The sequence below is a fragment of the Oceanobacillus sp. FSL K6-2867 genome, from assembly GCF_037963145.1.
GTDB lineage: Bacteria > Bacillota > Bacilli > Bacillales > Amphibacillaceae > Oceanobacillus.
In genome coordinates this window covers 3,652,522-3,677,293 of record NZ_CP150144.1, presented here as the reverse complement: position 1 = coordinate 3,677,293, position 24,772 = coordinate 3,652,522, and the positions used below count along the sequence as shown (strand labels likewise).

The window sequence follows — 24,772 nt, the reverse complement described above, 5'->3', positions numbered from 1 at the left end:
GTTAGTTCCTATTCCTTATCATTTAAAGCAGCAACACCTGGTAATACTTTACCTTCCATAAATTCCAAGGAAGCTCCTCCACCAGTAGATACATGATCCATTTTATCTGCAAGGCTGAATTTCTCAACAGCTGCTGCAGAATCTCCACCGCCAATAATAGAGTAACCATTAGTTTCGGCTAACGCTTCTGCTACTGCTTTCGTTCCACCTGCAAATGGGTTCAATTCAAATACACCCATTGGCCCATTCCAAAGAATAAGTTTTGATTCAGCTACAAGCTGACTATACAATTCTCTTGTCTTCGGACCAATATCTAATGCTTCCCAATCAGCAGGAATTTCATCGATAGCAACTACATTCGTATTTGCCGATTCAGAAAAATCATCCGCTACAACAACATCAACTGGGAGAACAAAATTAACGCCTTTCCCTTCGGCTTTCTTAATAAATTCCAGTGCAAGGTCAATTTTATCCGCTTCTAAAAGGGATTTCCCTATTTCATGGCCTTGTGCCTTGATAAATGTGTAGGCCAGTCCTCCGCCAATGATCAGATTATCTACTTTCTCTAATAGATTATCGATTACATTGATTTTGTCTTTTACCTTTGCCCCGCCAATAATAGCAGTAAACGGTCGCTCTGGAGTTTCAAGTGCATTTCCCAGCACTTTTATTTCCTTTTCCATCAGGTATCCTGCAGCTGCTGGAAGCTTTTCTGCAACACCAGTTGTTGAAGCATGTGCGCGGTGCGCTGCACCAAATGCATCGTTTACGTAAAGATCTGCCATATCAGCAAATGCTTGTACTAGTTCAGCATCATTTTTTTCCTCGCCAGCTTCAAATCGAACATTTTCAATTAATAGTACATCACCAGCTTGTAATCCAGCAATCGCTTCGTTTACTTCTTCACCGTATACGGAATCTGTTTTTACTACTTGTTTTTCAATTAAATTACTTAAATGCTTGGCAACAGGGTCCAAACGTAAATCTTCCACTACTTTGCCTTTTGGTCGTCCAAGATGACTTGCCAAAATAACAATAGCACCTTGCTCGGTTAAATAATTAATAGTCGGCAATGCCGCTCTAATCCTTGTATCATCCGTAATCTCCCCGTCTTTTAACGGAACATTAAAATCTACACGGCAAAATACTTTTTTCCCTTTTACGTCAAGGTCTTGAAGTGTCTTTTTATTCATGATTAAACCCTCCTTATTTTTGCCTATGTACCCATTCTTTAACATAGGTTCGCTTCATTACATGTTTCGTAATAATTATATACTAACAAGCCGATTAACGCTTGTTAAAGTATTTATAACTTGGCATTTGCACCTATGCAGATTGTTATCTGCGAAAAAACGGAGGAGGAATGGCATCCTCCTCCGTTACAATCTTTCTTATAGTCCTTGTTTTTTCATAAATGCAGCTAAGTCTACACAGCGTGAAGAATAACCCATTTCGTTATCGTACCAAGATACAACTTTAACGAAGTTATCTTCCATAACCATTGTAGAAAGCCCGTCAATAACTGAAGAATGCGGGTTGCCAATAATATCAGTCGATACTAATGGAGCCTCACTGTATTCTAGAACACCTTTCAATGGACCTTCTGCTGCTTCTCTTAATGCATTATTAATGTCTTCAGCAGTTACTGTTTTATCTAATTCTGCAACTAAGTCAACTAATGAACCGTCTGGAGTTGGTACACGAACAGCCATACCATTTAGTTTTCCACTGATTTCTGGTAATACTAGGCCAACAGCTTTTGCAGCACCAGTTGTTGTAGGGATAATGTTTTCAGCTGCAGCACGCGCGCGACGGTAATCTTTATGTGGCAAATCAAGAATTTGCTGATCGTTTGTATATGAATGAATTGTTGTCATTAATCCGCGCTTAATTCCAAATGTGTCATTCAATACTTTAGCGAATGGTGCTAAGCAGTTTGTTGTACAAGATGCATTTGAAACAATGTGGTGTTTCTCTGCATCATATTGATCATCGTTAACACCCATTACAATTGTTAAGTCCTCATTGTTTGCAGGTGCAGAAATAATAACTTTTTTCGCTCCAGCATCAATATGCTTATGTGCGTCTTCTGCATTTGTGAAACGTCCTGTAGACTCAATAACAACTTCTACTCCTAAATCGCCCCAGCCTAATTGTGCAGGATCACGTTCAGACAAAACTTTAATTTCTTTACCGTCCACAACAATATTGGAACCATTAACAGAAATCTCTTCTTTTAGTGAACCATGTACAGAGTCATATTTTAATAGATGTGCAAGCATGTTTGCATCTGTTAAGTCATTAACAGCAACTACCTCTACCTCATCATTTAGTAATGATTGACGAAATACGTTACGTCCAATTCTTCCAAACCCATTAATTCCTACTTTTACTGTCATGTATTTTTCCTCCTAGAATTCATTTTTGCTTGATATATTTAAAGAGGAGAACCTCTCAATATCTGTTCTGCTGCACCTTGATCTGTTATTAGCAATTCACCTCTACCTCGTTTGAAATAGGATGCAATTGCTACTCCCTTTGATTTACCTCCGGCCACAGTAATGACATTATCTACGTTGTCCAAATCTTCCAGCTGTATTCCTACTGTTTTTACTTTATGGACAACATTACCTGTTTGGTCAAAGTAATAACCGAATGCTTCACTTGCGGCACCCTTTTCCTTTAATAAGGTGATGATTTGGTCTGGCGTTCTCCTTTGTTCAGCCATTTTCAACGCATCCCCAACACCATGAATAACAATATCAGCACCTTTGATGCGCTGCACCACTTCCATAATAGTGGGTTCATTGATGATGGTTTCATACGTCGTATCACTGATCGGATCCGGAACATATAATTGCCGGTAATCTCCGCCGACCTTTTTGGCCATTTCTTCCACAATTCTGCTTGCTTGATTTTCAGCCTTTTCACCAATACCGCCACGGGCTGGGACAAACAGATATTCGCTTTCCTTATTCAAGGATGTCATTGCATCAGCAACAGCGGCCATAGTAGTTCCGCCAGTTACAGCAATTGTATTTTGTTTTCCAACAAGTTTCTTGAGCGAAGCGATACAGGCCTTTCCCATTTCTTTTTTAACCCATGCATCGTCATCACTGTCACCAGGTACAACAACTACACGGTCTACTTGTAATATTTCCTTGATTTGTTCTTCTAAAACATGTAACCCCGTTAGATCGCCTATAAACTTCGCAAGCTGCTCCAATATTACTTTTCCCTCATTTGTAATATACATTCCTCTAGCAGTTACTTCAATTAACCCTTGTTCATGAAGGAAATCGACTTCACCACGTACATGTCTTTCTGTGAGATTCGTGTTTTCTGCCAAACCTCTCCTGCCAATAGGCTGAAACAAATCCACACTATGCAATAATGCATATCGTTGCTGCATGATTTCTAATACATCAGGAACAAGCTTTTGCTGCAGACTAATCAATGCTTTCATTTTAAAGGCTCTCCTTTTTCGGGTCATATATCGTCCCGACAGGATATATTATGTCCCAGTTACAATTCATATTATATCATAATCAGAAAGTTATACAAATGAAAACACTAAAATCTTTACATATATTTTAAAAAGACTACATAGTTTACAATTCCCAAAGGTTAAAAACATAAACGAAAAACGTGATTTCTTTACTAAATGACGTTTTTAAGATACAAAAAAACACCATCCCATTAAACTGCTAATGAGATGGTGTTACTTTTAATCCCCTGCGAGTAATCTCTCTATCGCTTCAAAATTTATTCCTTCCCCATATAACCGCCTGCCATTTATTTCAATTACCGGGATTTCCAAATGATATTTTTCAAGCCACTCATCATTTGTATAAATATCTCTTCTTTCCAGCTCGAATGGATGCGCTTCCATAAACAATGATAATAATAGCTCTGCTTCATCACATAAAGTACAAGTTTCCTTTGTGTATAAAATAACATGCTGCATTATTAGTTCCTCCTGTTTTCTCTACGCTTAATCGATGAGGGAATACGTAGCTGATCCCGGTATTTCATTACAGTTCTTCTTGCTAGTTCAATTTGAAATTCATTCTTTAGTTTGCGTTTTATTGCTTCATCTGACAGTGGATTTTGTTTATCTTCATGGATAATCAGTTCTTTCATTAGCTGTTTTACAGCAAAGGAAGCAGTAGTCCCACTCTCGTTTTTAATTCCACGTTGCAGAAAAAATTTGAGTGGAATGACGCCATGTGTTGTTTGTACGTATTTCTGACTGATTGCCCTGCTTATTGTGGAGATATGAAGTTCCAGTTCTCCCGCAATCTCTCTTAATGTTAGTGGCTGAATCATATATGTCCCATGTTCAAAAAAAAGATACTGTTTCTCCATAATTTTTCGAATAACACGTTCGATTGTATTCCCTCGATAGCCAATTGCCTGTTTTAATTGTTCAATTTCTTTATGCTTCTCTTTTAAGTAATCAGTTGCTTCATGCATAGGATCATTTAAATGCTGGTATGTTGGGTTAATTGTTATTTTGGGTGTTGACCATCGATAAAAAGAAAGCCTCCATTCACCATCCTCTTTATAGATAGAAGCTTCCGGAATAATATAGTCAGGTTCAGGCGGTTCCAATAGTTTACCTGGCTTTGGATGACACAGCTTTATACTTTCAATAATTGATTCTGCTTCTTCTGCAGCTTTTCCATATAGTTCACTTATCGCCTCCACATCTGCATTCGCAATTAATTCTAAATGATTTTCAAGCAAATCTTCTATAAATGGCTGGAAGTTATCTGTTTGCTTTAGTTGTAATAAAATACATTCCTTTAGGTTTCTCGCACCAATTCCTGCTGGCTCCAAGGATTGGATTTTCTCCAATGCGTATTCGGCATTTTCAATTGTCGTTCCACATTTAGCTGCCCACTCATCCATAGCAATTTCAAGATACCCGTCTTCATTAAGTGAATCTATACCAAATTCAATAATTGGTTTTAAGGGTTCTGGGTAAGAAATGGTAAATAATTGCGATTTCAATTGATCGTACAATGACATTTCCGCCGTATTTATTTCCCCAATAGAAAGTGTATCTGGAGATGCTGGTCGATATTGAATCCAATCCATATCAGAATTAACTTCTTCAATTAATGGATTTTCTTTTGCCACCTCTTTTATATACTCCATCAGCTCTCCACTTGAAAATTGCAGGATATTAATCGACTGGACAAGCGACTGATTCATTTTCCATTGTAAAGACTGATTTAAGCTAAGTTTTTGTTTCATGCATAAACTCCCCTTTGTTGATGCACTCTCTTTCTATTTTGCCACGAAAAGCAAGTAAAGTCATCTCCATACATAAAATCATGCTATCCTGGTAAAAATAGCCATATTGCCAGATACATTTATGGGAAATCTAAAAACGTTAATTTGATTTGATTTCAAAAGGGTGTTTTTTATAATGACTCGAACGAAAAAAAAGGAAAGTCTAGCCCACCTTCTTCGCCGTTATTTTATGCTGGTTGCAGGTGCCTCTATTGCAGCAGTAGCTCTGGACCTCTTTCTTGTACCAAACGCTATCATTGATGGTGGGGTTATTGGTATTTCATTGCTGCTGAATTACCTCACTGGTATCAGCTTCGGAATACTGGTATTGATAATCAATATTCCCTTCCTGCTTTCCGGCTATCAGAGACTTGGCAAGGGCTTTTTAATTGCTTCCCTATTTAGTATTCTTACATTGGCAATCGCGGAGAAACTATTGCATCATATTGAGCCAATTACGGATGAACCGCTATTAGCAACCGTATTTGGCGGTTTGATTTTGGGTGCCGGGGTAGGGATTGTTATCCGGAATGCTGGTGCATTAGATGGGACAGAAATACTCGGAATAATCATCAGCAAAAGTTTTCCTTTTTCCGTTGGCGAGTTTGTCATGTTCATTAATATTTTTATATTTGTATGGGCTGGATTTATTCTCGGATGGGAGCAAGCAATGCTATCCATTCTTACCTATTACATCGCCTCGAAAACCATTGATATTGTAGGACAAGGTATTCTCAACGAAACAAAAGCAGCACTGATTGTCTCCGATGTATCAGGTGAAATTGCCAATCAAATTGAGGAGTCTCTAAAGCGCAAGGTAACGAAATTATATGGTCAGCATAATCATCAGGAAACAGATACCCAGGTTCTTTACGTTATTATTACTCGGCTTGAAGTTGCTAAGCTAAAACAAATTGTGTTTGATTCCGATCCAAGAGCCTTCACTACCATTATGGATACACAGGAGGTTCATGGAGGACGCTTTAAGATAACGGTACATTGACAACTAAAAATGGGAGGTTGACAACAGGTTAAATTACAGGACCTTCCATTATTTTATATTTACAACACTGACATTTGCCGAGATAAATGAACATACCTTTTAGATGAACAATCAAGTATTGATAAAAATTCGCAGGAGGGATTAATATTTCATTTGTAAAAATTGATTCCAAGACAAGATTATTCTATGAGGTTCAGGGCGAAGGACAAACCATTATTTTTATTCACGGGGTAATGATGAGCAGTAAATTTTTTCGGAAGCAGCTCGAACATTTCAGTAAAAATTACCGTACAATCGCTTTAGACCTTCGTGGTCACGGTCAATCATCTAAGGTAGACCATGGTCACACGGTCGCACAATATGCAAAGGACTTAAACGTTTTCATGGAGAAACTGGCATTAAAAAATGTAATTCTTGTTGGCTGGTCAATGGGAGCTTTTGTGATATGGGATTATATCAATCAATTTGGAACAGACAATGTTAAAGGAGTAGCGATTATTGATCAGTCGGCTTCCGATTACATCTGGCCAGACTGGGAGTTCGGCGCTTTTGATTTTCAGGCAATTGCCAATATCATCCAAACAATCCAAGAAGACCAAGAGGCGTTTAACAGTAATTTTATCTATGGAATGTATAAAGAAAAACCTGCCCAAGAAGAATTTACGTGGATTCTACAGGAAATGAACAAGCTTCCCGCTTCCATTGCAAGTACAATCGTCTTTAACCAAACCGCGGTCGACTATCGAAAGACGCTCTCCAATGTAACAGTTCCTGCTTTAATTTGCTTCGGTACCATTGGTTTCTTTCCGATTGAAGCTGGACAATTTATTAAGGATAGAACTCCACATGCTAAACTTGTTCCTTTTGAAAACAGCAGCCATCTGTTATTCCTCGAAGAAACGGAGAAGTTTAACCATGAACTCGAGGAATTTATTCGCAATCTATAATCTGTGGATTAGCATCGAGGGAACAGCATCACCACGATGGGCTCCCTCCCCTTTTTTCAATATTATTGCTGCATTGTTTGTACGTTATCCGGATTATCTCCTATCGATTGGTGTCATTCCATCTCCACTACAATAGATTTTCCTTCACTTTCGTCCGACCATTTCCAGCTTTCATGCAGCCTGATTCGTCCATCAGTTAAAATTTCAGGTGTGGAGTAACATTCACCACCTCTTATCAAGCCTTTTGTGTTTACATGATTATATTTAAAATGCAGGCAACCATCTTCTTTTACGATTCCGATCAATATACCTTTTATAATTTCTCCTCCGCGATAGGTTGCTGAAAGTATATTATCTTCTTGTTTATATTCAAAAATAGTTTTGGTGGATACTTCTCCGTTTACTGTGTTTTCGATTGATACAAATTGACGGCCATCATAATTTATCACCCATAACACTCCCAGTTTTCCAAATTCAAATAATATTGCTTTTCAATTCATACGTAAAATAGTTAAATTAATTATTATAACGTAATTTCAACTAGTTTTTATTGAAAATTACGATTTGTTATTGCTTGTTATCATTGCTTCATTTTTAATTTCATTATGCCTTTTATCCAAATTAATCGCTTTCCACGTTCTCACTAAACCATCAACGATTGGCTCAATTACGTCAGCTTCGCGATCATAATATAGATGTGACAATGGATTCCAGCTTGTTAACACGCCTCCAGCATTCACTGCAACATCTTCCGTTACCGCGTGTTGGTATGCTTCATTTACTTCTTTTAATGGAAAAGCTAATACATCATCTTTATCATAAAAGTTCAACCACTCACCAGGCATATTTGGATAAAATTTCGATATCAATGGGGACGGAACCGTAATTGGAGAACCAAAGTCAATATAGCGCAAAGACCATAAAGCCATAGGACTCCCCATTGTATAGAAGAGTGTTAGCGTTTCACACTGCTCGATTGGAGTGTTGCTTGTGCACTTTACTGTTTCGCACCCCATATTTTCCGGTTTAAATTGTAAATCATAAAAGTAATTGCTTGCTATAATCGAACCCAAACTATGACTGATAATACATAGGGGCGCATTTGCTCCTGCCTTTTCTTTAAGTTTATTAATAGATGTCGCAACAAGCGCATGAACTTTATCGTAATTCTGATTTCCTAATGCTGTTGGTTGATAGGCTATTGCATCTGCTAAAAACTCAATCACAAACTGTCTCAATCTTGAATAATTTAAGTCGCTGTTTTCCTGTAATCTTTTCCACAATTCCGTTTGCTCTGATTCGAAAATGGATGACCAGAATACCGGCTCAAACACTAATTCCTGTTCCGCATTGTTAATGGAAAGGTTTTTTGCAAAGACGTCAGTGATATGTTTAATCATTTCATCCGCAAAATTTTCTTTAGGAGTACCTGCACCATGAATAATTGCAATAGCAATTTTTTGTGTCATCGGAAAACCTCCTCTTAAATCATTATACTTATCGTACTTGAAACAAATCATAACGTTAAGATGAAAATTACCTATTTTACTTCTCATAGACAGGAAAGCATACACAAGACTAAAGCAAAGCAGAAAAGACCTTTCGATAGTTTCGTGAACGAATGAAAGGTCATCTTGAAAAAATCCTTAGATATACTTAGAGATTTTTTACTAATTATTTACAATCAATCTACCGCAACAACTTTATTTTCCATTCGACCAATTTTTTCGATTTCCAGCGTAACTACATCCCCATCGTTTAAAAATTGTGGGGGTTCCATCGCAAAGCCAACTCCATCAGGTGTGCCAGTCATGATGATATCGCCTGGTTTTAATGTAACTAAATTGGAAATAAATTCAATAAGAAACGGAATGGTAAAAATCAGGTTGCTTGTATTTGAAGACTGTCTCTCTTCACCGTTTACATAGGACTTAATCGTTAAGTTTGACGGATCGCTGATTTCTTCTGCTGGAACTACCCAAGGTCCGATTGGAGTCGTGCGATCCAGTGATTTCCCTTGCAGCCATTGTGGAGTTCTTTTCTGCAAATCTCGAGCACTGGTATCGTTTCCAATTGTATAGCCAGCAATATAATCCAGTGCATCCGCCTGACTTACTTTAGAAGCTTCTTTTCCGATAACAATCGTAAGCTCTACCTCATAATCAAGCTTTTCGGTTGCGTCTGATTTCTCAATCGCATCTTCGGGCCCAATTAACGCATTTGTAAACTTCGCAAATAGTACTGGATTCACTGGTAAATCGCCTTTCATTTCAGCAACATGCTCTGCATAGTTTCTGCCTACACAGATAATCTTGGATGGATTAGGTACGGGAGGGCCTAGAATAACTTCATCTCGTTGAAGTACTGTTTTGCCATTTTTATGTGACAATGCGAAATCAAAAGCGTCCTTCGCTTGTTTTATGATTCCGTTGCCAATTGAGTAAAATTGATTGGGGTCCGATGGAAAAATAGACTCCATTGCTACGTTTTCTTTTTCACCTCTAGCAATAAGTAGATTACGATATGCTTCTTGCAAGTCGATTACAGTATTTCCATCTAAGCTGCCAATTCTCCATCCATTATCTGAGTCTTTACGTTTATAACTAATTAATTTCATTTATCAGCACCTCTTTCAATTGCGTCATTATTTAGATAATACCATTTCCAGCCTAAACTCTCAAAAGCGAACTCCATAGATACGTTGAAACTAGTAATCAAATATAAATAAAGCTAGAAAGAACCTCTGCTCTTTCTAGCTTACTTAGCTGCTAAAATGCTCCTGCACCGCCGCCGCCAGTTGAAGATGGTGATGATGTGCTGTTCATGCTCGATGTACTAGAAAGAGCAGCAGTATACAGGATGAGATTGCTTGGGCTGAATGAAGTTGTTGCATGAACTGGATTATGAAGCAATGGATACGTATTATTCCATTTCATAGCTTGTTCAGCATTTCCGCACTGCTCACCATATTTTTCACCCGCACCTAAAACAATTGCATATTCTAATCTTCTTTCTAGTGTACTTGGATCAGGTCCAGTCGGGTAACGTTTTCGTATAAATAACCAATACCCTTTAAAAGTCGCATAATTAATTTCTTTTACTCCATTTTTCCAATAATAATCTGGAATAATCAGTAAGGACGCAAAAGTAATGAAATAGAAAACACTAGCTAAAATTACAGCTGATGTAAAACTAAATCCAATTAATGTCATCATTAAAATAATAAAATAATAGATAACATTTACCCACTTATTACGATTAAATATCAACGCAACCACTGTTAATAACCCTGCAATTAATGGCAGTACCCACTGTGCTGTTTGACTAACTGTATCAATCGTAACGAAATAATTATAAAGGATAAACGAAATAATCAACAGTGGTATCGATAGCAAGGAATACCCTTTCCATTTACGGTGCAATCCTTGATAATCTTCTCTTCCTTCCACCAAAACAGCCCACCTATTAAAATTCGCTTCAAACTGTTCTGCCTTTTCCTTTATAACTTTATCTGCCTCGTCTTTATTATCTAGCAAATCCTCCAGTAAAAAGTAATCCCCAGATGAATCACTTTTTGTAAATAGCCAGGATTGCAAAAATGCATCAGCCATGTCAACCGTCTTATTTTCTTTTATCCACGTAAAACGAAATGTCCGATCACCTTCTTTTACGGCTGAAGGCACCTCTGTCAGATTGACAATTCCACGCTGCTTTAATGAAAACAGTCCTGCAATGAAGCTGTCATGCGGCAAATGCAAACTATTTTGCAAATACTTTATAAACAAGGGATCTGTTTGTTCAAGAATTCGCATCAATGCATCTTCACTTTTATTCCCTCGATAGCGATATGGATGAATAAAAAATACAAGAAGTGTTGTTAAAATAAGCACTCCAATTAATCCCCAAATGATTGGTACAGCTTTCCCCATATTAGCATCGAGATTTTCCAACCGTTCGGTATAGTCTTTTTCTTCTGCTAAAATCTTATCTAGCATCGGTGAATCTTTTGTGAGCTCCATACCAGCTAACTGGCCAGCTGGAAAGATAAACCGAAGCATGGACGCTTCACCAGCTTCCAGCAGCGAATTTGTATACACTAAGCCATTGTCGGAATTGCTTAAATTTCCTGATTCATCCTCATGTAAAAATAAGTGCGTATCTTCCATCTTTTGATTTGGCGGGTGAATAACAATTTGTACATTGTTTAAATCTGTTTCATTGGAATTATCAAAAAAGGCATATTTAAACTCTGCAATGTCTGGATACTTGTTGACAGACCCTTTTATCGTATAGGTATACAGCACATGCTTTGTTTCATTCGATGATTCCGTAAAAATACGGTACGTGCTATCCTCTTCTTCTACTTTTAACGATTCTAAATTACTTGTCTTCTCCGGTAAAACGCCATCTTCAAATAAAAATGCTTGAAAATTCTGGTCACCAGAGTGAATCGACCGCGTAACCCCCTCAAAGGAACCATTAAATGTGTACGAAAATTGTTCCTGAACATCAATTGTTCCATCTTCATTGATTTGGGCATCTATATTTACTTCATCAATAGTAAAAGAGCGCTCTCCATCCTCCCAACCTGCTAAAACAAAAATAGAGAGCATTATAATTCCGATATAGGTTAATCGCTTCATTTCACACCCTCCTCGTTCTTATCTTACTAATACGATGGAGGACATGCAAAAGTTTCAAAAATTGATACTTCTGTGCAATGTATCAGTTCTTCATTTTCGGATCCAGCGCATCTCGTAATCCGTCTCCGATTAAGTTAAATCCAAGCACAACTAACATGATGGAAATACCGGGTGCTAGGAGTGTCCAAGGTGCGAGCTGAATGAAGTCTCGGGCGTCTGCCAGCATCTGGCCCCATTCGGGTGTTGGCGGCTGAACTCCAAGACCGAGAAATCCAAGTGCAGCGGCCTCAAGTATTGCGGTTCCGAATCCCAATGTCGCTTGAACAATAATAGGGGCGACACTGTTAGGCAAAATATGATGCATAATAATTCTGCCGTTTTTCATCCCCTGTGCTTTGGCAGCCATAATATATTCTTCTTCTCGCAAACTAATAACACGAGAACGAACAAGCCTGCCAAAAATCGGAATATTAATAACAGCTATTGCTATTAATGCGTTTTGTAAGGAAGCACCAAGAATAGCAACAATCGCAATCGCTAATAAGATACTTGGAAAGGCTAGTAAAATATCAAAAATCCGTGAAATAATCATATCAACCCACCGACCGAAATAACCAGCAATTATACCGAGGAGAGTTCCAAATATCAAAGCGCCTGTTACCGCGAAAAAGCCAACTTGCAGTGACACCCTGGCCCCATATGCGATACGGGTGAAAATATCTCTTCCTAAATGATCTGTGCCAAGCCAGTGTTCCCCTGATGGAGGTTGTAATCGATTGACCAGCTGCTGTTCCTCCACTGAATAGGAAGTTAATAACGGGGCGGCCAAACCAAGTACAATAAAAAATAAAATAACCACAAATCCGATAATCGCAAACCGATTTTTCTGTAATCGCTTAATTGTATCCTTCCATGGTGATATCGCTTCAATCTCTTCTGAGTCAATATGCTGCCCTGATTTAGCTGGATTAGGAATTTGCTGCTCTGAATAGTTCTTTTTTTCTTCCATGTTCATCTGCAGCCTCCTCTAATATTTAATCCGCGGATCAATTTTTTTATATAAAATGTCTACCGCTAAATTGATTAAGACGAATATAAATGCGATGACAAGTATTCCCGACTGAATAACTGGGTAATCCCGATAACTTATCGCCTCATATACATACCTGCCAATACCTGGCCAGCTAAAAATTGTCTCTGTTAAAATTGCACCCCCAAGCAATACACCAGTTTGTAAACCAATAACCGTTAAGACAGGAATAATTGCATTTTTTAATGCATGCTTATAAATCACTAAAAATTGCCCTGACCCTTTAGCGCGAACTGTCCGAATATAATCGGACTTCATCACCTCCAGCATGCTGGATCGTGTCATTCTTGCAATAATCGCCATTGGTATTGTGCCAAGCGCAATACTTGGCAAAATCAGATGCTTTAATATTGTTAATGCACGACTAAAATCTAAATGAATCAAGGAATCCAGCACATAAAAATGTGTTATCGCTGCGATTGGATCTCTGCTATTCTGCCTTCCATATGCAGGCAGCCAGCCTAGTTCTTGGGCAAATATCCACTGCTCCATTAATGCAAGCCAAAAAATCGGCATCGATACGCCAATTAATGCTACCATCATGGCCAGTAGATCAAACCAAGAGTTTTGTTTCCAGGCACTAATAATTCCTGCATTCACACCTACAACAACAGCAAAAATCATTGCAAAGATGGTCAGCTCGAAGGTAGCTGCTATGTATGGCCATATTTCCTTGGATATTTCTGCTTTTGATCGTAAAGAAGTTCCCAAATCCCCTTGTACGAGATCCATTAAGTAATGGCCATATTGAACAAAATAAGGCTCATTTAAGCCCATGCTTTTTTCTAATTCTGCAATTGCATTTGCAGTAGCAGTTTCCCCTAAAATAACCTGTGCAGGGTTTCCTGGAATGAGATGAACAATCGAAAAAGTAATCAATGTCATACCAATCAATACGGGAATAAGCATTAATAGACGTCGTAGAATATAGGAAAACATTTTTTCACTCCTATTCTAATCTCTTCAGTTCCATATTGCTAAAAAGAGGCCACAGCGTGATGCTGCTGCCTCTTTTTATTGGTGGTAAGTTATAAAGGTCCAAACCTGAATAGCTCTATCCTGGCGATAATTTCCTCAGCCCCGCAATTCGTTATCCAGGATATTCCACTTGTAATCTTTAGTTACTTAATTCAACTTCTTTCAGCGATTCACTTGTCGATGGATGCGGCACATAATTTACTACATTTTTTGTTGTTGCCATTACAGGTGTGGAGTGAACTAATGTTACCATTGGCGAATCTTCTGAAATCAATGCTTGCGCCTGTGCATATAGGTCTGCACGCTCATCCTGATCGATAGCACGTTTTGCACGATCCAGCAACTCATCTACTTCATCATTCTGATAGAAGTTTCGATTACTGCTTCCAACATTGGAACCGTGCAATAGACTACTTAAGAAGTAATCCGGGTCACCGTTTGTACCAGACCATCCAAGGATAAACAACTCATGTTCTCCCTGCAAAGTCTTCTCTAAATAGGGCGCCCATTCTTCACGCACAATGTTTGCCTTGATGCCAACATCGGCTAAATTATTTTGCACTATTTGTGATACCGTTTCTGGATCTGGCATATATGGTCTTGCTACCGGCATCGTCCAAAGTTCAATATCCAATCCATCTTCAAAACCTGCTTCTGCTAATAACTCTTTCGCCTTATCTGGATCATACGCATATGCTTCAACCTCATCGTTATACCCTAGATATCCTGGTGGCAAAGGATTCTTCGCAGTTGTTGCATAGCCTGCATATAAAGCATCAGCAATTGCCTGCTTATCAATTGCATAATTGATTGCCTGACGCACCTCCACTTGATCAAAAGGTTCCTTTTGTGTGTTGAATCCTACATATCCAAAGTTATTTTCAGAGCGTGTCAGCAGTTCTAATCCCTCATCAGCCTCTACACTAGCAGCATCATCTGGATTTAACCCATCCATAATGTCTATCTCACCAGACCGCAATGCAATTAATCGGGCTGCATTATCTGGAATAACTTCGAAAATAACACGATCAAGCTTTGGTAATCCATCAATTCGATAATCTTCAAATTTATCCAGAACGATAGAATCATCCTTGCTCCAGTTCACAAACTTAAACGGACCTGTTCCTACCGGATTTTCATTAATTGCTGCACCATGTTCCTCCAAAGCTGCAGGAGAAGTAATTGCAAAATAGCTCATCCCAAGATTCTGTAAGAAAAATCCTAATGGCTGATTTAAAATAAATTCAATTTCGTGATCATTTATAACATTTATCTCTTCAATTACATGACCTTCATCACCAGCAAATCCGCCAAACATCGTTCCATACATGGAATAGACATAGCCTTCATCTGCAAAAGCATATTCATGTTCCGGATTAGCCCAGCGCTCAAAGTTTATTTTTACAGCTTCAGCATTAAATTCCGAACCATCGTGGAAAGTAACCCCTTCTTCCAGATAAAATGTGTAGATCAGTCCATCATCAGAAACTTCCCAATCATGTGCTAAGCCTGGCGTAAGCTCAAAGGAATCTTTATCAAACTCTAATAACCCTTCTAACACTTGCTGTGTCACACGAGAAGATTCACCATCCGTGGTGCTGCCTGGATCAAGGCTTTCCGAATCTCCACCTCGAGCAAAAACTAATACCTGATCTCCTGCTGCTTCTGCGTCAGCCGCTGGATCCCCACCATCATTTGCTGCTTCATTTCCCGCATCACCTTCACCATCTGATGTATCGGTATTTGCACCGCCATCACCACTGCATGCTGCAATGACCAATAGAAATACCAGCAGCAGAAACAAAAGAACTCTGTTTTTCAACTTCATACATGTTCCCCCTCTTTATTTCGTTGATAATGTAATAAAGAAATACTTCATTCAGCGGGGTTCGCTTCGAACCACATCGAATATTAGATGAACAGAAACAGGATTTTCACTCCCCGCCCTTCACGTTTTTATATTTTCTTACGCTTAGAAGCGGTGATATTACAGCCCGTTAATGCGTGATAAATTTTGCTGCTGTCCATCATAAAGATGGCAAGCAACAAAATGATTATCCTCTACAGGTAAAAATGCTGGTCGTACAGATTTGCAAACATCCATTGCCATTGGGCATCTCGTATGAAATGCACATCCTGCTGGTGGATCAGCTGGACTTGGCACATCTCCCTTTAAAATCACCCGCTCTTTTTTTATATCGGGATCTGGATCAGGTACCGCAGATAAAAGAGCTTGTGTATACGGATGTTTTGCTTCATCATACAATTTATCTTTACTTGTCAGCTCTACCATTCTCCCTAAATACATCACGCCAACACGATCACTAATATGCTTAACAACGCTTAAATCATGAGCAATAAAAATATATGTGAGATTAAATTCTTCCCGTAAGGCTTCCATCAAGTTCAAAATCTGAGCTTGTACCGAAACATCTAAAGCTGATACTGGTTCATCACAAATGATTAATTTCGGATTATTTGCCAGTGCTCTAGCGATTCCAATCCGCTGTCTTTGTCCGCCACTAAATTGATGTGGGTATCTCGATGCATGATAAGCACTTAAACCAACAACCTCCAAAAGCTCCTTTACACGGCTTGTTCGCTCTTTGACATTTTTCATCCCATGAATTAATAAAGGTTCACCAATTATTTTTTCTACGGTATGTCTTGGATTCAGTGAGGCATACGGGTCCTGGAAAATAATTTGCATATCTCGCCGCAGCTTGCGCATTTCCTCGGCATGGATATGAGTAATGTCATGATCATCAAATTTTACTTCTCCAGCAGTCGGTTCGATTAAACGAAGGATCGCCTTACCCGTTGTTGACTTCCCACAGCCTGATTCTCCTACAATTCCTAATATCTCACCTTCAAATACGGTAAAGCTTACATCGTCTACTGCTTTTACCTCACCAACTGTTCGCCCGAGCGGACCTCCTTTAATTGGGAAATACTTCTTCAAACCATCAATCTCCAATAATGGCTTCCGTAATTGTTGAGACATCGTTTGCCATTCCTCCTTTTTGTTCGTCATAAAGGAAACAGCGGCTCTGTCTGCCCTCACCTACAATGTACAGATCAGGATTTTCATGAAAACAGCGATCAAATGCAAATTCACACCTTGGAGCAAAACGGCAGCCAGCCCGATCTAGCTTCGGCTTTGGTACAGTCCCAGGAATGGAATATAATTTTTGTTCCCGTTCATGTATTCTTGGCAAGGAACGAATCAGTCCTTGTGAATAAGGATGTTTTGGGTCTTTTAAAATCTCACGCTTTGATCCTTCTTCAACAACTTGTCCAGCGTACATTACGACGACCCGGTCACAAATATCTGCTACAACACCTAAGTCATGTGTAATCAATAGAATAGCAGTATCTTTTTCTTCATTTAATTTCCGCATTAAATCTAAAATTTGTGCTTGAATCGTTACATCGAGAGCTGTCGTTGGCTCATCTGCAATTAGAAGCTCCGGATTGCATGACATCGCCATGGCAATCATAACTCGTTGTCGCATTCCACCTGAAAGATGATGCGGATAATCATTAATAATTGATTCCGCTCGTGGAATACCAACTTGCTTTAACATAGAAATCGATTTTCCTCTTGCTTCTTTTTTACCTATTCTCTGATGAAATCGAAAGACTTCCCTCATTTGATTTCCAATGGTAAAGAGTGGATTTAATGAAGTCATTGGTTCTTGAAATATCATGGATATTTCATTGCCACGCAATTTCTTCATTCGTTTTTCGGAGGCAAACGTAAGGTTTTCACCTTTAAAATTAATTTCTCCGTTGACTATTTTCCCAGGAGGATTGGGAACGAGCTGCATGATGGATAAGGAGGTGACACTTTTTCCACAGCCTGACTCGCCTACAATTCCAACGACTTCTCCTTTATGTACATGCAAACTTACTTGATCAACTGCTGGTATTTCACCACTGTCTGTGAAAAAGTGGGTGCTTAAGTTCTTTATCTCCAATACAATTTCTGACAAACGGCATCCCCCTTCAGCTATCAGTTAAACGGACTCTATTATGTTCTTATAATATACTGAATATTTATTAATATTGCAAGAGATAAATAATAATAAATTTTTATATTTTTCGGAACAAAACAAATTAAGAAAAACAATTCACATAAATTATGAGATGTTTTATACTTAATGAAATAGATTGCAGCATTTAAAATAGGAGTGTTACATAGGTGATAGAAGTATATACAGATGGTGCAGCAAGTGGAAATCCTGGATTAAGTGGTGCTGGGATTTATATAAAATACGGCAGCAACGCTTATGAATATACATTTCCATTAGGGTATTTATCCAATCACGAGGCTGAATTCCACGCGATTATTAAAGCGCTAGAAATATGCCAGCAATCCTTTCCAAATGAAATTGTTTCCTTTCGATCTGATTCGAAAGTAGTTGTCGATGTAATTGAGAAGGACTTTACCAAAAATAAAACCTTTCTACCTCTGCTTGATAGAATAAGAGAGGCGTCACAAGGATTTCCTTACTTTTTTATCAAATGGATTCCAGAAAAACAGAACGGTCATGCAGATCGTTTAGCAAGAAAAGCAATTCGGTTGAACGAGCAAGCTTAAGCATCATTTTGAATTCTAATTTCCAAATGTTTATGTTACGAAGACTATATAGCTTATAATAGGGGGATACAAATGAAGGATGTGCCGCTGCGGGAACAGAGCATTGTGCTTATTGGTTTTATGGGAGTAGGAAAAACAACGATTGGCAAAGCTGTTGCAAAGAAATTATATCGTGATTTTATCGATATTGATGAAGAAATTGAAAAGAAATTTAATATGCCACCTTCTGATATTTTTAAAGAATATGGAGAGAGCATTTTTCGACAAACAGAAAAAGAATTAATTATCGATTCCTGTAAACAAAAGTTAAAAATCATCTCTGTCGGGGGCGGAGCTTTTTTACAAGATGAAGTACGAAAAGCGTGCTTATCCGAGTGTATTATCTTTTTCCTTGATTTATCATGGGAGTCATGGAAAGAGCGCATAAGTCTGCTGATTGATAGTAGACCTGTTCTACAAGGGAAAAACATCGAGCAAATCAAAGAATTATTTGAAAACAGACAACCGATTTATAAAGAACACCATTCAAGAGTTGTGACAGACGATTTACCGGTAGAGGAAGTTGCAGACTATATTACTGCGTCATTGAAAACTGCTTGGGATATTTATGAACCGAATTAATAATTAAAAGACAAGGAGCAAGAATTGCTTGCCTTGTCTTTTTTTCATTTTATTTTATTTAGTAGATACCAACTGATGCTAATAAAATCGCTACAACAATTGCTAGAATTGGAATAACGACAGCAACAATAAATATATCCTTATAACTATCTTTATGCGTCATCCCTGTAATCGTAAGCAATGTTAACACAGCACCATTATGTGGCATTGCATCAAGTCCACCAGATGATAGGGAAGCAATTCGATGAAATGCCTCTGGGTCAATTCCCGAATTGATTGCAATATCATAATATCTCGATCCTAATGCTTCTAAGGCAATTCCCATCCCCCCTGATGCCGATCCGGTGGCACCAGCAAGGATATTTACAGCAACCGCTTCTGAAATAAGTGGATTTCCCTTAATTCCCATCAATAGTGATGTAAGGCGTTCAAACCCCGGAACAGCCTGAACAACTGTACCGAATCCAACAGCAGCACTCGTGTTAATAATCGCAGTGACAGAACCTACCGCACCATTATTAATTGCTTTCACGAAGCCTTTGAATTTCGTGATATTTAAAATCAGTAGCAAAATAATTCCAGACAATAAGGCAACTACTATATCCCATTCCAAAATATTCAATGTAACAACTACGGTTATTAATGGCAAAATGGATAAAATAAAATGTGGTGTATCTCCCTCTACATTCACAATCTTATTATCTTTTGGTTCTGTATAAAATTCCCCTTTTGCATAAAGCTGTCTCTCTCTCCAACGCATATAGAAATAGCCGCCAACAGCCATAATAATCGCTGCAGTAATTCCCATGATTGGTGCTGCCATTGCATTCGTTTCAAAATATGGAGTTGGAATTAAGTTTTGAATTTGCGGAGTACCAGGGATTGCTGTCATCGTAAACGTAAAGGATCCTAAAGCAACTGTTCCCGGAATAAGCCGTCTGCTAATATTTGCTTCTTTGAACAATGTTAGTGCTAACGGGTAGACTGCAAACACAACAACAAATAAACTTACCCCTCCATAAGTTAAGACCGCGCAGGAGACGAGCACGCCTAATATAGCTCGTTTTGTACCAATTACTTTTGTTAATGCAATTGCCACAGACTTTGCCATTCCAGTATCTTCCATCAACTTCCCAAAAATCGCACCGAGCATGAATACAGGGAACCAGAGCTTTGCAAAGTTTACAAACCCACTCATATATGTGTTCGTGTATGCATCTAATAAATCCAATCCCCCTGTAATTGCAACTACCCCTGCTGCGATCGGTGCAATCCAAATAATTGACCAGCCCATGTATGCAAGCACCATTAAAACAACAAGCCCTAAAAGTATACCTAACATCATACCCCTCCTTTTATTTAATACATCTTTTACTGCATAGCTTCAATAATCAAGGTATTACCTTGACTCCCGCCAATACAAAGTGAATCAATTTCATGTTTTTCCTATTAAATTCTTTTGCAAGGGAGTGCGCCCCCGCCGTGCCGCTTGGCCCAATGCAATTGCTCCCCATTTTTATTTCCTTTAACACGAATTAATACCAACGTCTTTTTTACCGCTAATTATTGTGGTGCAAAAGCATCCTTTACTTCAATTAATTCTATTTCATCTAATGTTAAATCAGGTTTCTTAAACGCTTGCTGAATCGCTGGATCCTGTCCGATCCCATCCTTTTCTCTTCACCCTCTTTTTTATTACTGCGCTGTATAGCCTCCATCCAATACAATCGCTTGACCCGTAACTCCTTTTGCTTTATCACTAGCTAAAAATAATACATAATCTGCAATTTCCTGAACAGCTAAAAGGCGCTTCTGTGGTACCAATGGGTATAAAACCTCTTCCAATACTTTTTCAACCGGGATATTCCGATTTTTTGCTAAGTCCTCAAATTGCCCTCGAACAAGCGGGGTATCCACATAGCCAGGGCACATGGCGTTTACGGTAATCCCACTTGCTGCTCCTTCTAATGCCGCCACTTTTGTTAAACCAATAAGCCCATGCTTTGCACTGTTATATGCTGCCTTACCTGCAAAACCAATTACCCCATTAATTGAAGCCATATTAATGATCCGTCCGAATCCTTGCATTTTCATTAACGGAAAAATATGTTTTGTTGCCATAAATGGAGCAACAAGCATCACCTTTGTCATAAACTCAAACTTTTCAGTGGGAAAATCTTCAATGGATGCTACATACTGCAAACCAGCATTATTAATGAGCACATCTAGTCTGCCGTATTTTTCAACTGTTTGGTTCAGTGCTTGCTGCAGTTCTTCCTCATTGGTAACATCACATTTCAGTCCAATACAATCGTAGCCTTCCTTATTTAAGCTTTCCGAAACCTCTTCTACTTTTTCAGCATTTATATCCGATAAAGCAACTTTTGCACCATTCTTTGCAAACTCCACACCAATTTCATATCCAATTCCGCTTGCTGCCCCAGTTATAAAAACCACTTTGTTTTCAACCATGAAAAAAATCTCCCTTCATTAATACGTTCCTATTTGTAAAAACTTACTAATTCTAAGCTCTGCCTCTGTACATGCTGCGACTTCTTCAACTGTCCATCCTTCTGCTACCTCTAACAGTACAAGACCTGTTTCCTCCACTTCGATAACCGCACGATCTGTAATAATTCGATTTACAACTCGTTCTCCGGTTAAAGGCAGGCTGCATTTTTTTAAAATTTTCGATTCACCATGCTTATTCACATGATCCATAATTATAACGATTTTCTTGGCCCCGTGCACGATATCCATCGCCCCACCCATACCTTTAATCATCTTCCCTGGAATCATCCAATTTGCTAAATCACCAGTTTCAGATACTTCCATTCCACCAAGAATAGCCAGATCCAAATGTTCTCCTCGAATCATTGCAAAAGATTCCGCATTACTGAAATACGATGCACCTTCTTGAGCTGTTATGGTTTCTTTACCTGCATTAATTAAATCAGGATCAACCTCTTCTTTTAATGGTGATTTTCCAATTCCGAGCAATCCATTTTCTGACTGCAGAACAACCTGCTTTCCGTCTTGAATATAATTTGCGACCATTGTTGGCATCCCAATTCCTAAATTAACATAGGAACCGCTTACAATTTCTTTCTCAGCTCTTTTTGCTATTCGTTCTCGCACTAATGCCTTATTCAATTGGTTTAACATCTATTATTACCTCCTACTATTCCTTTAAGCTTCTTGCCGTGTAGTTAAACGCTCAATTCGTTTCTCTTGTGCTCCTTCAATTAGACCTTGCACATAGATTCCTGGAGTGTGAACATGATCTGGTTCAATTGCTCCTGTTTCCAGTAAATGCTCTACCTCTGCAATCGTTACATTCCCTGCAGCGGCCATCATTGGATTAAAGTTACGTGCTGTCTTATTGTAAATAAGATTGCCATAACGGTCCCCAACAGCTGCACGAACTAAACTGAAATCTGCCTTTAATGCCGTTTGCAGTAAATATTCTTTGTTATTAAATATGCGAACTTCTCCACCTTCTGCAATCGGAGTTCCAACCCCAGCTGGTGTGTAAAACGCTGGAATTCCTGCACCGCCTGCACGAATTCGCTCAGCGAGTGTACCTTGAGGTGTTAATTCCAACTCCAGAGAACCTTCTAGAACCTGCCTCTCAAATTCTTTGTTTTCACCTACATATGAACCTATCATCTTATCGATTTGCTTATTTTTTAACAGCAGTCCAAGTCCCCAATCATCAACACCACAGTTATTTGATATTACGGTCAAATGCTTCACCCCTGAATCTACTAACGCAAGAAGCAGATTCTCAGGTATTCCTGCCAACCCAAAGCCACCAACCATAATTGTTGATCCGTCTTTAATGGATTCTACTGCTGCTGCAAAAGATGTGTAAATGGTTTTCATCATGCTTACTCCCCTTTCCACAATCTCCTTGCAAATTTAGTGCCAACAATTAAAATAGATAAAAACGCGAGGTGTCGCCAAATCAAACAGACATCAAAAAACCTTGTTCCAGACTTTCGGAAAACAAGGTTTAAAACAGGTGGCCTTTTCAAGATAAGCCCTTTCTTTTGATTGTTTTAGATATCTTTCCATCATTTTGGATTATATTCCAGATTTCCGGAATGTTTATAATTGTATTTTTTTAGCTTTTCATAAAAACTAGATTTACCAATTCTTAATAATGCTGCAGCCTTAACTTTATCGCCGTTTGCTTTGTCTAAGGCTTGATCGATTGCTTGCTTTTCTGCTGCAGCCACAATCTCTTTTAAGCCGGTACCTTTCCCTGTTAAAAATATATCGGATTTTAATTGATCTGGTAAATCATCTAGTTTAATCATATCTGTATTTGTTAAATATACAGTAGATTCAATAACATTTTCTAACTGCCTAACATTTCCGGGCCAATCATACGCTTGAAAAAAGTCCATCACTTCCGTTTGAATTCCGTGTACCCTTTTACCTATGCGCTTTGTAATTTTATCAAGCATAAATTTAGCAAGAACGCGGATATCCTCCGGTCTTTCCCGCAATGGAGGTATTTCAATTGGAACGACATTGATACGGTAAAATAAATCCGCTCGAAAGCGATTTTCTTCAATTAACTGCTCTAAATTTTGATTTGTTGCTGCGATAATTCGCACATCCACTTTTTGTGTCGTTTCTGAACCAAGCACCTCCACTTCTCCTTCCTGCAGAACACGAAGAATTTTAACTTGTGCATTTAACGACATATCACCAATTTCATCCAAAAACAATGTCCCACCATCAGCCAATTGAAACTTGCCTAGTTTCCCATCTTTTTTTGCCCCTGTAAACGCACCACCAGCATAACCAAATAATTCGGATTCAAGCAATTCCTCGGGTATTGCTGCACAGTTTATTTTTATAAACGGTTTTGTACTACGCTCACTTAAATGATGGACACTATGCGCAAACATTTCCTTGCCCGTTCCGCTTTCTCCCTTTAATAGAACAGAAACATCCCTCGAAGAAACCTTTTTAATTTTTTCTTTAATTTTTTCCATTTTAATCGAACTGGCAACAATATCGTGCAATGCGTAAGCAGCACCATTTTGATTGCTTAATTTTTTCCGGTAGTTTTCAATCTGCAGCAGCAAATCTTTAATATGCGCATTCATTTTCATCCATTCCTTCGTATCTCTGTAAAGCACGGTTCCAACTGCGCCAACGATACGTCCTTCAGAGAAGATTGGTATCCGATTGGCAATCATATGATTTCCTTTAATATACTGCAGATCTGCAATTTCTTCCTTGCCTGTTTGCGCAACAATATGCATTCTTGTATTTTCAATTACCTCTGTAACATGCTTGCCAAGTACATCTTTTAATTGAACCTCGATAAATCTGCAATAGTTTTCATTAAGATAAGTTACTAATCCATGTTCGTCAACTACAACAAAGCAAAAATTCGTTTTCTCAAAAACAGCTTCGATGATTTCCTCTCTATATGCATTATGTAACAGCATCTGCTCTCCCCTATCCTATGACTCTTGCTGAATCTCATTTAGTGCAACGCTTTCATAAAGCTGGACTATCCATTTAAGCTTAACAATTGTTAAGGCTTAAAGGTTGTTACTCTCT

General features: G+C 38.5%; 23 protein-coding genes. 4 read left to right on the top strand and 19 right to left on the bottom strand.

What is annotated here, in order from left to right:
* Positions 1-8: 8 nt before the first annotated feature.
* The 5 genes from NSQ77_RS17735 to rpoN all read right to left on the bottom strand — a co-directional run bounded on the left by NSQ77_RS17735 (position 9) and on the right by rpoN (position 5,262).
* The gene (locus tag NSQ77_RS17735; RefSeq protein ID WP_339227398.1) at positions 9-1,193 is read right to left on the bottom strand and encodes a phosphoglycerate kinase; all 1,185 of its coding nucleotides are present in this window, start codon (positions 1,191-1,193) and stop codon (positions 9-11) included.
* A 198-nt stretch (positions 1,194-1,391) separates the two neighbouring features.
* Positions 1,392-2,399, bottom strand: a complete 1,008-nt coding sequence (gene gap / locus NSQ77_RS17730; protein WP_339227397.1) for a type I glyceraldehyde-3-phosphate dehydrogenase — start codon at positions 2,397-2,399, stop codon at positions 1,392-1,394.
* 38 nt (positions 2,400-2,437) lie between these two features.
* On the bottom strand, positions 2,438-3,466 hold the full coding sequence (locus tag NSQ77_RS17725) for a sugar-binding domain-containing protein (protein WP_339227396.1): 1,029 nt from the start codon (positions 3,464-3,466) through the stop codon (positions 2,438-2,440).
* Between the two features lie 261 nt (positions 3,467-3,727).
* Positions 3,728-3,967 carry a glutaredoxin family protein gene (locus NSQ77_RS17720; protein WP_339227395.1) on the bottom strand — a complete coding sequence of 80 codons (240 nt, stop codon included), beginning with the start codon at positions 3,965-3,967 and terminating at the stop codon, positions 3,728-3,730.
* Between the two features lie 2 nt (positions 3,968-3,969).
* On the bottom strand, positions 3,970-5,262 hold the full coding sequence (gene rpoN, locus NSQ77_RS17715) for an RNA polymerase factor sigma-54 (RefSeq protein WP_339227394.1): 1,293 nt from the start codon (positions 5,260-5,262) through the stop codon (positions 3,970-3,972).
* A 175-nt stretch (positions 5,263-5,437) separates the two neighbouring features.
* Between rpoN and NSQ77_RS17710 the strand changes: the two genes are divergently transcribed.
* The gene (locus tag NSQ77_RS17710; RefSeq protein ID WP_339227392.1) at positions 5,438-6,304 is read left to right on the top strand and encodes a YitT family protein; all 867 of its coding nucleotides are present in this window, start codon (positions 5,438-5,440) and stop codon (positions 6,302-6,304) included.
* A gap of 146 nt (positions 6,305-6,450) precedes the next feature.
* Positions 6,451-7,251: an alpha/beta hydrolase gene (locus NSQ77_RS17705; protein ID WP_339231067.1), complete on the top strand. Its 801-nt coding sequence runs from the start codon at positions 6,451-6,453 to the stop codon at positions 7,249-7,251.
* A 113-nt stretch (positions 7,252-7,364) separates the two neighbouring features.
* On the opposite strand, the gene NSQ77_RS17700 is transcribed toward NSQ77_RS17705, so the two are convergent.
* The 9 genes from NSQ77_RS17700 to NSQ77_RS17660 form a co-directional block, all read right to left on the bottom strand.
* On the bottom strand, positions 7,365-7,700 hold the full coding sequence (locus NSQ77_RS17700; protein WP_339227391.1) for a n-acetylglutamate synthase: 336 nt from the start codon (positions 7,698-7,700) through the stop codon (positions 7,365-7,367).
* A gap of 108 nt (positions 7,701-7,808) precedes the next feature.
* Positions 7,809-8,720 carry a chemotaxis protein gene (locus NSQ77_RS17695; protein ID WP_339227390.1) on the bottom strand — a complete coding sequence of 304 codons (912 nt, stop codon included), beginning with the start codon at positions 8,718-8,720 and terminating at the stop codon, positions 7,809-7,811.
* A gap of 215 nt (positions 8,721-8,935) precedes the next feature.
* On the bottom strand, positions 8,936-9,868 hold the full coding sequence (locus NSQ77_RS17690) for a fumarylacetoacetate hydrolase family protein (RefSeq protein WP_339227389.1): 933 nt from the start codon (positions 9,866-9,868) through the stop codon (positions 8,936-8,938).
* Between the two features lie 151 nt (positions 9,869-10,019).
* Positions 10,020-11,894: a DUF2207 domain-containing protein gene (locus NSQ77_RS17685; protein WP_339227388.1), complete on the bottom strand. Its 1,875-nt coding sequence runs from the start codon at positions 11,892-11,894 to the stop codon at positions 10,020-10,022.
* 82 nt (positions 11,895-11,976) lie between these two features.
* Positions 11,977-12,903 (bottom strand): nickel transporter permease, encoded by a 927-nt coding sequence (nikC, locus tag NSQ77_RS17680; RefSeq protein WP_339231064.1) that lies wholly within the window; start codon positions 12,901-12,903, stop codon positions 11,977-11,979.
* An 18-nt stretch (positions 12,904-12,921) separates the two neighbouring features.
* Positions 12,922-13,923, bottom strand: coding sequence for an ABC transporter permease (locus tag NSQ77_RS17675; protein WP_339227387.1), 1,002 nt, complete (start codon positions 13,921-13,923; stop codon positions 12,922-12,924).
* Between the two features lie 178 nt (positions 13,924-14,101).
* A complete protein-coding gene (locus NSQ77_RS17670; protein ID WP_339227386.1) occupies positions 14,102-15,790 on the bottom strand; it encodes an ABC transporter substrate-binding protein in 1,689 nt (562 codons plus the stop codon).
* A 159-nt stretch (positions 15,791-15,949) separates the two neighbouring features.
* On the bottom strand, positions 15,950-16,966 hold the full coding sequence (locus NSQ77_RS17665; RefSeq protein WP_339227385.1) for a dipeptide ABC transporter ATP-binding protein: 1,017 nt from the start codon (positions 16,964-16,966) through the stop codon (positions 15,950-15,952).
* Positions 16,929-17,957: an ABC transporter ATP-binding protein gene (locus NSQ77_RS17660; protein WP_339227384.1), complete on the bottom strand. Its 1,029-nt coding sequence runs from the start codon at positions 17,955-17,957 to the stop codon at positions 16,929-16,931. Before NSQ77_RS17660 ends, NSQ77_RS17665 begins: the two co-directional genes overlap by 38 nt.
* A gap of 209 nt (positions 17,958-18,166) precedes the next feature.
* Here NSQ77_RS17660 and NSQ77_RS17655 point away from each other — a divergent pair, with 209 nt between their 5' ends.
* Entirely contained in the window at positions 18,167-18,565 is a 399-nt protein-coding gene (locus NSQ77_RS17655) for a reverse transcriptase-like protein (RefSeq protein WP_339227383.1), read from the top strand.
* A gap of 72 nt (positions 18,566-18,637) precedes the next feature.
* Positions 18,638-19,186, top strand: coding sequence for a shikimate kinase (locus tag NSQ77_RS17650; protein WP_339227382.1), 549 nt, complete (start codon positions 18,638-18,640; stop codon positions 19,184-19,186).
* A gap of 58 nt (positions 19,187-19,244) precedes the next feature.
* On the opposite strand, the gene NSQ77_RS17645 is transcribed toward NSQ77_RS17650, so the two are convergent.
* From NSQ77_RS17645 to NSQ77_RS17625, 5 genes are all read right to left on the bottom strand, one after another.
* Positions 19,245-20,528 carry a GntP family permease gene (locus NSQ77_RS17645; RefSeq protein WP_339227381.1) on the bottom strand — a complete coding sequence of 428 codons (1,284 nt, stop codon included), beginning with the start codon at positions 20,526-20,528 and terminating at the stop codon, positions 19,245-19,247.
* A 353-nt stretch (positions 20,529-20,881) separates the two neighbouring features.
* Positions 20,882-21,658 carry a 3-hydroxybutyrate dehydrogenase gene (locus NSQ77_RS17640; RefSeq protein ID WP_339227379.1) on the bottom strand — a complete coding sequence of 259 codons (777 nt, stop codon included), beginning with the start codon at positions 21,656-21,658 and terminating at the stop codon, positions 20,882-20,884.
* Between the two features lie 18 nt (positions 21,659-21,676).
* Positions 21,677-22,351 (bottom strand): 3-oxoacid CoA-transferase subunit B, encoded by a 675-nt coding sequence (locus tag NSQ77_RS17635; protein WP_339227377.1) that lies wholly within the window; start codon positions 22,349-22,351, stop codon positions 21,677-21,679.
* Between the two features lie 24 nt (positions 22,352-22,375).
* Positions 22,376-23,071, bottom strand: a complete 696-nt coding sequence (locus NSQ77_RS17630) for a CoA transferase subunit A (RefSeq protein ID WP_339227376.1) — start codon at positions 23,069-23,071, stop codon at positions 22,376-22,378.
* Positions 23,072-23,262: 191 nt separating this feature from the next.
* A complete protein-coding gene (locus NSQ77_RS17625; RefSeq protein WP_339227375.1) occupies positions 23,263-24,657 on the bottom strand; it encodes a sigma 54-interacting transcriptional regulator in 1,395 nt (464 codons plus the stop codon).
* Positions 24,658-24,772 lie beyond the last annotated feature (115 nt).

What these genes read in the sequence shown, in the direction of transcription:
- nikC (WP_339231064.1), bottom strand. Translation starts at nt 12,903, where the DNA reads ATGGAAGAAAAAAAGAACTATTCAGAGCAGCAAATTCCTAATCCAGCT.
- rpoN (WP_339227394.1), bottom strand. Translation starts at nt 5,262, where the DNA reads ATGAAACAAAAACTTAGCTTAAATCAGTCTTTACAATGGAAAATGAAT.
- gap (WP_339227397.1), bottom strand. Translation starts at nt 2,399, where the DNA reads ATGACAGTAAAAGTAGGAATTAATGGGTTTGGAAGAATTGGACGTAAC.
- NSQ77_RS17630 (WP_339227376.1), bottom strand. Translation starts at nt 23,071, where the DNA reads ATGAAAACCATTTACACATCTTTTGCAGCAGCAGTAGAATCCATTAAA.
- NSQ77_RS17685 (WP_339227388.1), bottom strand. Translation starts at nt 11,894, where the DNA reads ATGAAGCGATTAACCTATATCGGAATTATAATGCTCTCTATTTTTGTT.
- NSQ77_RS17720 (WP_339227395.1), bottom strand. Translation starts at nt 3,967, where the DNA reads ATGCAGCATGTTATTTTATACACAAAGGAAACTTGTACTTTATGTGAT.
- NSQ77_RS17650 (WP_339227382.1), top strand. Translation starts at nt 18,638, where the DNA reads ATGAAGGATGTGCCGCTGCGGGAACAGAGCATTGTGCTTATTGGTTTT.
- NSQ77_RS17735 (WP_339227398.1), bottom strand. Translation starts at nt 1,193, where the DNA reads ATGAATAAAAAGACACTTCAAGACCTTGACGTAAAAGGGAAAAAAGTA.
- NSQ77_RS17675 (WP_339227387.1), bottom strand. Translation starts at nt 13,923, where the DNA reads ATGTTTTCCTATATTCTACGACGTCTATTAATGCTTATTCCCGTATTG.
- NSQ77_RS17690 (WP_339227389.1), bottom strand. Translation starts at nt 9,868, where the DNA reads ATGAAATTAATTAGTTATAAACGTAAAGACTCAGATAATGGATGGAGA.
- NSQ77_RS17640 (WP_339227379.1), bottom strand. Translation starts at nt 21,658, where the DNA reads ATGGTTGAAAACAAAGTGGTTTTTATAACTGGGGCAGCAAGCGGAATT.
- NSQ77_RS17670 (WP_339227386.1), bottom strand. Translation starts at nt 15,790, where the DNA reads ATGAAGTTGAAAAACAGAGTTCTTTTGTTTCTGCTGCTGGTATTTCTA.
- NSQ77_RS17665 (WP_339227385.1), bottom strand. Translation starts at nt 16,966, where the DNA reads ATGTCTCAACAATTACGGAAGCCATTATTGGAGATTGATGGTTTGAAG.
- NSQ77_RS17645 (WP_339227381.1), bottom strand. Translation starts at nt 20,528, where the DNA reads ATGTTAGGTATACTTTTAGGGCTTGTTGTTTTAATGGTGCTTGCATAC.
- NSQ77_RS17635 (WP_339227377.1), bottom strand. Translation starts at nt 22,351, where the DNA reads ATGTTAAACCAATTGAATAAGGCATTAGTGCGAGAACGAATAGCAAAA.
- NSQ77_RS17695 (WP_339227390.1), bottom strand. Translation starts at nt 8,720, where the DNA reads ATGACACAAAAAATTGCTATTGCAATTATTCATGGTGCAGGTACTCCT.
- NSQ77_RS17725 (WP_339227396.1), bottom strand. Translation starts at nt 3,466, where the DNA reads ATGAAAGCATTGATTAGTCTGCAGCAAAAGCTTGTTCCTGATGTATTA.
- NSQ77_RS17625 (WP_339227375.1), bottom strand. Translation starts at nt 24,657, where the DNA reads ATGCTGTTACATAATGCATATAGAGAGGAAATCATCGAAGCTGTTTTT.
- NSQ77_RS17710 (WP_339227392.1), top strand. Translation starts at nt 5,438, where the DNA reads ATGACTCGAACGAAAAAAAAGGAAAGTCTAGCCCACCTTCTTCGCCGT.